The 8,647-nt window shown below is 61.9% G+C and carries 2 protein-coding genes and 1 pseudogene; 1 reads left to right on the plus strand and 2 read right to left on the minus strand.

Translation table 11 applies throughout. The features are described 5' to 3' along the window. Positions 1–5,309 (plus strand): VCBS domain-containing protein (locus QLG12_RS07055; RefSeq protein ID WP_282474213.1); only part of this gene is annotated, 5,309 nt, incomplete at its 5' end. Between the two features lie 187 nt (positions 5,310–5,496). Here the strand turns inward: QLG12_RS07055 and QLG12_RS07060 are convergent. Then, on the minus strand, positions 5,497–5,868 hold the full coding sequence (locus QLG12_RS07060) for a DUF6124 family protein (protein ID WP_282474214.1): 372 nt from the start codon (positions 5,866–5,868) through the stop codon (positions 5,497–5,499). A gap of 331 nt (positions 5,869–6,199) precedes the next feature. Continuing rightward, positions 6,200–8,647: pseudogene (locus QLG12_RS07065) on the minus strand (hypothetical protein); the annotation flags it as partial.

Here is an 8,647-nt window from a genome sequence, read left to right on the forward strand (position 1 = left end):
CCGGCCCGATTACCGCCGGCACTTTCACCGGGACTTACGGGACATTGGTGCTGAACGCCAACGGCACTTACACCTACACGCTCAATACCAACGATGCGGACTTCAAAAACCTGCACGGCGGCGGCAACGGCACTGAAACCTTCACTTACACCATCACCGATGCCGACGGCGACACCAGCACCGCGAACCTGGTCCTGAACATCCACAACAACGACGATCAGGTGTACCTCAACGGCCTCGACGTCAACGGTGGGGAGCTGACCGTCTACGAAAAAAACCTCAGCGACGGCACCAGCCCCAACACCCCGGCGCTGACCCAGAGCGGCACCTTCACGGTGACCGCCCTCGACGGTCTGCAAACCCTGACCGTGGGCGGAATTGCCGTGATCACCAACGGTGTGGCAGCCGGCTTCCCGCAATCGGCGGTCACCCCGCTGGGCAGCACGCTGACCATCACCGGATACGACCCGGCCACGGGCGTGGTCAGCTACAGCTACACCCTGGTCGATAACGAAACCCACCCGAACGCCAACGGTGCCAACAGCCTCACCGAGAACTTCAACGTGGTGGCGACCGATACCGATGGCAGCACCGCCACCGGGCAAATCAACGTCAACATCATCGACGACCTGCCGACCGCCAAACCCGACGCAACGTCGGTGCAGGAGGGCGGCACCGTCAGCGGCAACGTGCTGGACAACGACATCGGCGGCGCCGACGGCCCGGCAGCCAGTGGCGCGGTAGTGGGCGTGCGCGCCGGCTCCGATACCTCGACCTCGGCCATCGGCGGCCTCAACAGCAATATCAACGGCACCTACGGCTACCTGACCCTCGACGCCAACGGCAATGCGGTCTACCACAGCAACCCGAATGCCGTGAGCGGCCCGGGTGCGGTGGACGTGTTCGTGTACACCGTGCGCGATTCCGACGGCGATGAAAGCACCACCACTATCACCATCGACGTCTACAACAGCTGCCTCAAAGCCGTCAGCGACACCGACGTCACCGTGTACGAAAAAGCCCTCGACCTGAACAAGGACGGCCAGGACCTGGCCGCTGGCACGGTCACCGGCAGCGACCCGACCAGCACCGGGGAAACCGCGTCCGGCACGCTGGTCGGTTCGGTCACCGGCGCGGTCGGTGCGATCAGCTACGCGCTGGTCGGCAGCGCCACCGGCAACTACGGGCAGATCGTGCTCAACCCCGACGGTACGTACACCTACACCCTGACCTCACCGGCCAGCACCACCCCGCACGCCGATGACGGCGCCAACACCCTGACCGAAACCTTCACCTACCAGGCCACCGATTCGCTGGGCAACGTCGTCACCAGCACCCTCGTGGTCAGCATCGTCGATGACGTGCCGAAGGCGATCAACGACAGCAACGCCGGCACCGCGTCGGAAACCCAGTTGACCCTCAACGGCAACGTGTTGACCAACGACGTGCAAGGCGCCGACGTGGTGGCAACCGGCCCGAATGCCGGCCCGATCACCCCCGGCACTTTCACCGGGACTTACGGGACTCTGGTGCTGAACGCCAACGGCACGTACACCTACACGCTGAACACCAACGATACGGATTTCAAAAACCTGCACGGCGGTGGCAACGGCACCGAGACCTTCACCTACACCCTGACCGATGCCGACGGCGACACCAGCACCGCCAACCTGGTGCTGAACATCCACAACAACGACGATCCCGTGGTCCTCAACGGCCTCGACGTGTATGGCGGCGAGCTGACTGTCTATGAGAAAAACCTCAGCGACGGCACCAGCCCCGATACCCCGGCACTGACCCAGAGCGGCACCTTCACCGTCACCGCGCTCGACGGCCTGCAAACCTTGACCGTGGGCGGTATCGCCGTGATGACCAACGGCGTGGCAGCCGGCTTCCCGCAATCGACCGTTACCCCGCTGGGCAGCACGCTGACCATCACCGGTTACAACCCGACTACCGGCGTGGTCAGTTACAGCTACACCCTGGTCGATAACGAAACCCATCCGACCGCCAACGGCGCCAACAGCATCACCGAGAACTTCAACGTGGTGGCGACGGACACCGATGGCAGCACTGCCACCGGGCAGATCAACGTCAACATCATCGATGACCTGCCGACCGCCAAACCCGACACCGGCTCGGTGGCGGAGGGCGGTACGGTCAACATCAGCGTGCTGGGCAATGACATCAGTGGCGCGGATGGCGCGGCGATCGTGGTCGGCGTGCGCGCCGGCAGCAATACCGCGACCTCGGCCATCGGCGGCCTCAACAGCAACATCAACGGCAACTACGGCTACCTGACCCTCGATGCGGCCGGCAACGCGGTCTATCACAGCAATCCGAACTCGGTGAGCCCGCCGGGCGCTACCGACACCTTCACCTACACCATCCGTGACAGTGACGGCGACGAAAGCACCACCACCATCACCGTCAACGTCGCCGACAGCAAACTCGTGGCCTCGACCGATCAGGACGTCACCGTCTACGAAAAAGCCCTCGACCTGACCCAGGACGGACAAGACCTGGCCCCCGGCACGGTCACCGGCAGCGACCCGGGCAACACTGGCGAAACTGCCAACGGCACGCTGGTCGGTTCGGTCAGCGGCGGCAGCGGGGCGATCACCTACACCCTGGTCGGCAGCGCCACCGGCACTTACGGGCAGATCCAGCTCAACGCCGACGGCACCTACACCTACACCCTGACCTCGGCGCCGAAAACCACGCCGAACGCCAACGACGGGCCGAACACCCTGAGCGAAAGTTTCACCTACAAAGCCACCGATGCACTGGGCAACAGCACCACCAGCACCATCGTGGTCAACATCGTCGACGATGTGCCCAAAGCGGTAGCCTCGGATCGTTCGGTGGCGGCGGTGGAGATCGACTCCAACATCCTCATCGTCCTCGACATCTCCGGCAGCATGGCCGACGCCTCCGGCGTACCGGGCCTGTCGCGGCTGGACCTGGCGAAGCAGGCGATCAGCGCGTTGCTCGACAAGTACGACGATCTGGGCGATGTGAAAGTGCAGCTCGTCACCTTCAGCAGCAACGCCACCGACCGCACTTCGGTGTGGGTCGATGTCGCGACGGCCAAGACCCTTCTGGCCGGCCTCAGCGCGGGCGGCGGCACCAACTACGACGCTGCCGTGGCAACCATGTACAACGCGTTCAACACCTCGGGCAAACTCACCGGGGCACAGAACGTCGGCTACTTCTTCTCCGACGGCAAACCCAACGAGGGTGACATCGGCACCGCCGACGAAGCGACGCTCAAGGCGTTCCTCGACGCCAACAACATCAAGAATTACGCGATCGGCCTGGGCAGCGGCGTGAGCAACGCCAATCTCGATCCGCTGGCGTACGACGGCATCACCCACACCAACACCAACGCGGTGGTGGTCACCGACCTCAATCAACTCAATTCGGTGCTCTCCGGCACTGTTGAGGGTGCGCCGGTCACCGGTTCGCTGCTGGGCGAGGGCGGTACGTTCGGCGCCGATGGCGGCTTCATCAAGTCCATCGTGGTCGACGGCACCACCTACACCTATGACCCGAAAGCCAACGGTGGCCAGGGATCGCTCACCGCCAGCGGCGGCGCCAACCACGGCACGTTTAACACGGTGAACAACACCCTGAGCATCGCCACCAACAACAGCGGCACCCTGGTGGTCAACCTCGACACCGGTGACTACAGCTACACCTCGCAGAAAACCACCGCCGTGGTGATCACCGAGAACATCGGCTTCACCCTCAGCGACAACGACGGCGACCTCGCCAGCTCGACCCTGACCGTGAAAGTGATCCCCAACGCGCCTCCAGTGGCGATGGACGACCACATCATCACCAACGTGTTGTCGGGCAACATCGTGGTGCCGGGCGAGCTGTTGCTGGCCAACGACACCGACCCGAACGGCGACACCCTCAACGCCACGCCGACCTCGTTCAACACCGGCTGGATCTCCAAGTCGGCAGACTTCACCGGCAGCGGCGCGATCAGCTTCACCGGCACCAACGCCAACACCGCCGCCAACCAGAACCTGGCCAACGTGCGTAATTCGTTCAGCGCCAATGCCGCGACCATGACCGCCGTGCTGGTGGTCAGCGGCTACCTCGGCGCGGTCACCAACACCAACGCCAACGATGAAGACCGCATCACCGTCAACCTGCGCCAGGGCGAAACCCTCAACCTGGACCACAACCTGGCGGCCGGTCACATCACCATGGAGTACTCGATCAACGGCGGCGCCTGGATCGCCCTCGCGGACGGCCAGACCCTGACCGCGACGTCCGACGGCGTCTACCAGATCCACATCACCAACATCACCAACACCACGGGCAGCAACGCCAACGCGGCGGAGAACTACCAGCTGACCATGACCCTCAACTACGCCGGGGCCCACGACATCACCCCGGACTACCACGGCACCTACACCGCCAACGACAACCACGGCGGCAGCGACACGGCGAACGTGACCATCAGCTATCAGGACGGCCACACCCTCACCGGTACCTCGGGCGATGACGTGCTGGTGGCCGGCACTGGCGACAACATCATCAACGCCGGCGACGGCAACGATGTGCTCACCGCAGGCTCCGGCAACAATGAACTGCACGGCGGCGCCGGCAACGACTTGCTCTACAGCGGCCCGGGCAACGACCTGCTCGACGGTGGCAGCGGCATCGACACCGCCAGCTATGCCCACGCGACTGCCGGGGTGACGGTCAACCTCGGCCTGCTCGGTGCGCAAAACACCGTCGGTGCCGGCACCGATACCCTGACCGGTATCGAAAATCTCGTCGGCTCGAACTTCAACGACAGCCTCACCGGCGACAACAATAACAACGTGATCAACGGCGGTCTGGGCAACGACATCCTCAACGGCGGCGGGGGCGATGACCTGCTGATCGGCGGGATGGGCAACAACACCCTGACCGGCGGGCCGGGCGCCGACACCTTCCAGTGGCTCAAGGGCAACAGCGGTCACGACCTCGTCACCGACTTCACCCCCGGCACCGACAAGCTCGACCTGTCGCAACTGCTGCAAGGTGAAAACGGCACCTCGGCGTCACTGGATGACTACCTGCACTTCACCGTCACCGGCAGCGGCGCCTCGGTCATGACCAGCATCGACGTCAGCGCCATGGCCGGCGCCACGCCGAATCAGACCATCGACCTGGCCGGTGTCAACCTCGCCAGCCACTACGGCGTGACGCCGGGGGCGGGCGGTTTGATCGCCAGCGGGCATGACACGGCGACGATCATCAACGGCATGCTCAATGATCATTCGTTGAAGGTGGACACGGTCTGATCTGAACGCTGAAACGACAAAACCCGCCGTCCCGATCAAACGGGACGGCGGGTTTTTCATGCGCAAGTGATGTGTTGCCCTGCATCGAACACACATTTGGATTACGCCGCCGTACCTGTGGGAGCAGGCTTGCCCGCGAAGGCGTCATGTCTGCCACGCATTATTCGGGACGGTGCATTTACCTTCTTTACACCGCCGTCTCGGTTTTCAACTCCAGGTTATCCAGCACCCGATTCACCGCCAGCTCACCCAGCATGATCAACTGCGCAATCCCCAACAACACATGCCGATGCGAGCCATCCACCAGCCCGGCGAAGTCATTGGCCATGACCTTGGCCGAAGTCAGGGTTTCGCAGGCGTCGGCCAGCAACTCTTCGCTGTCGATACCGGGCGCGATCAGGTAGCGGGTGCCGGGTTTGAGCAGCGGTTTTCGGGGGAGAAGGGGATTGAGGTAGTGATCGAGCGCGCGCTCGGCGGCTTCGTGGAATTTCTTGGAGTCGAGTGTTTCGTAGGGCGAGGTTGTGTCGGTTTCGGGCGGGTTTGGCGTTGGTTTGATCATTGTGAAGCTCCTTGAGATATGGAGCCGTCATCCATCGCTGCTAAACGAAGAGGGTGGCGGCTGAACGCGGGTTAGCAGACCAGGCTCAAGGATCCCGGCGCACCGAAGTGCCCCACGTCAGCCGCCATAACAAACACTGGCGACACCAACGTGCCTTGAAGTTAACCGGGCTGCTAAACCCGATCGCTGTTTTTCAGCGACCGCCAAACAATAGAACCCGCCCCCAAGGCGCACAAGCCGGCGGATTCTGGCGGATGCGTAGGCAAAGGCGCAAGGTGGCGTGGCTTTGCGGATATAAACTTCAACACTCTTCAACAAGTGCATCCGGGGTTCAGACCGACGTTTTTGACTGGCTCAAACGGCTGGCCATGAGTGCTTGTCCGCGTGAAGCCGGGGTTGCGAGATAGGACACCGTACCGTTGAGTGGAGGCTGTACGGTACTGCTGTCTCCACCTCCTGCGGCTTGCCCCCAGGTCACGACTCGACCGTCGGCGGTTAGCGCTGTGAAACCATGGGTATTGGCGTAGATCGCTACGACGTCGGTCAATTGCGCCGCGACCGGAGCTGTATTCCCGCCCACCGTTGCATTACCCCATGCCGCCACCGTTCCATCCTTGTACAGCACGGCAAATGCGTCGGATGTGCCCGCGATCTGAACAACATCATCCCGGGCCGCGATGGCGGCGGGCACGATGCCGGCAGCATCGGTTTCGGGCCATGCAACCACATGACCGTTTTCTCGCAGCGCTGCGAAGGCGGCCCAGGTTCCGACGACTGAAAAGATATCCGTCAGGGAGGCTATCAGCGTGGGAACTGTCCCCCCATGCGCAGCAGGGCCCCAGGCGACGACCTGTTTGGTGTCGAGCAGGGCACAGAATGAATAGTTATTGGCACAGGCAAGTTGCGTGATATTGGTCAGGCCGGCAATGGCGGCCGGTACCGCGCCACCATAGGTTGCGTGGCCCCAGGCGACTACCGTGCCGTTTGTTCTTCGCGCCGCGAAGGCAAATAAACTGCCGAGGAGCTCGTCGATATCGTCGAGCGTATCTATCGGTGGAGTCACGGTTCCGCCATGGGCGGCCACGCCCCAGGCCTTGACGTGGCCTGTAGCCAGTCGTACTGCAAAGGCATATCCGGCAGGGGTTACCTCGACAGCATTAGTAATGGCCTTGACCTCGGCACTTGTCGTTCCTCCGTTACCTGCTATGCCCCAGGCATGGACGGTTCCATCATCTTTGATCCCCGCGAAAGCAGTGGTATTGCCGACGACCCGGGTGAAGCCCGTTGGATTGACTGTACTCATGTCACTGCCCTCACCTGCGGTGTTGCTCCAGGCGATGGTGGTGTTGTTGCTGCGTCGGGCTGCATAGGTACTGCGCGTGCAGCTCACTTCCACAATGTCGTTCATGGTGATGATAGTGGGCGGGATGGCACTGCCATTGGCAGGCAAACCCCAACCCGCCATATTGTTCTTGTCTCGAAGCGCGACGAACGCTGCCTGGCCGGTGCTGGTGCTTTCGCTGCCATTGCCGTAGATGTTCGCTTCACTAATCGTGAAGTGGTCGTCGAGAGTACGTACCTGAAGAGGTTCCTGTGGGGAGGTATCGAGCCAGTTCTGGCCCTTGGTCCAGGTGCTGCTATTGGCGTATTTCCACTCGGCCAGGATCGGTTTGCCGGTCGTGGCATCAAATGCCATCAGCCAGCGGCTGGCTCGCGAAGCCCAATAAACGCTGCGGTTGTGGCGGGCACCCATGACCTTCAGTTTGCCCGCTCCGATCACATTGCTTACGTCGTATACCGCCGGGACTGAAGGGTCATCGGTACCACCTGCCTTGCGTTTGACGGTATAAGTCAGCTCGATAGTGTTGCCATCTTCAGCAAGGATCACGCTGTGAGGCACTTTGATCGACGACAGCTCTTTGTCCGCCTCTGTGGGCTTGACCGGGTACGCAGGAAGGGTGGTAGGAGATTTTCCCGCCACGGTAACGATGACTTCGTCGTCTGCCTTCAGTCGAGCGGAGGCGTTGATGATGATTGTTGCACCAGCCGTTACGTGATCAGGATTCAATTGATCACCTTTTGCTTCCTTGAACTCGGCCGGGTCCAGTCGCTGTTGCTGTGAGGTTCCGATCGTAAATACTTTTGGATTCGAATAACTGGTCTTGCCCGATTCAAACCGAACGATGTGATAGCGGACACTCAACTGTTCACCGCGACGGGCCTCAAAATACTGCTGCACAAACGCCGCATTGAGCGGAAATTTCACGGGTTTGCCGGCGCTCAGTGAGTTGAGGGATTTGCTGTCCGTAAACAGCAACGCACCTTGGTCATCATGCAATTGCCAGTGCACCACATCTTTGGCTTTGGTGGGATTGTTGACCGGGTTGGGGCAGGTGACTTCGCTGATGCCGTTGGGCAAATCCTTGGGTTCCAGTGCGCCGTCCTTTTCGCCCAGGAGTATTGGCTTGACCAGCTCAAGCTTCGGCTCACCGATGTTCAACGGCGAGGCTGGCGCAGAAGGCCGGCGAACGATTTCGCCGTTCTCGCCTTCGCTGAGCACGTCGTACGACACCACCAGGGTGCCGCCTTCGCCGGGTTTCAGGTACTCGGGGCCTGAAATGATGACGATGAAACCCTCAGGGTCATCGGCCTCCTGCTGGGTCGGAAAGATCCAGGCCAGCTCAGGCTCGAAAACGGTGCCGTCCGCAAGGGTAATGCTCCAGCGGATTTCAATGGCGTTTTCCGGGGTGATCAGCGGATCGTAGGGGATGCGGACGAT

Source organism: Pseudomonas sp. V88_4, from assembly GCF_029967985.1.
GTDB classification, from domain to species: domain Bacteria; phylum Pseudomonadota; class Gammaproteobacteria; order Pseudomonadales; family Pseudomonadaceae; genus Aquipseudomonas; species Aquipseudomonas glycinae.

Excerpts from the sequence above, each read along its gene's own strand:
- QLG12_RS07060 (WP_282474214.1), bottom strand. The coding sequence starts at position 5,868 with ATGATCAAACCAACGCCAAACCCGCCCGAAACCGACACAACCTCGCCC.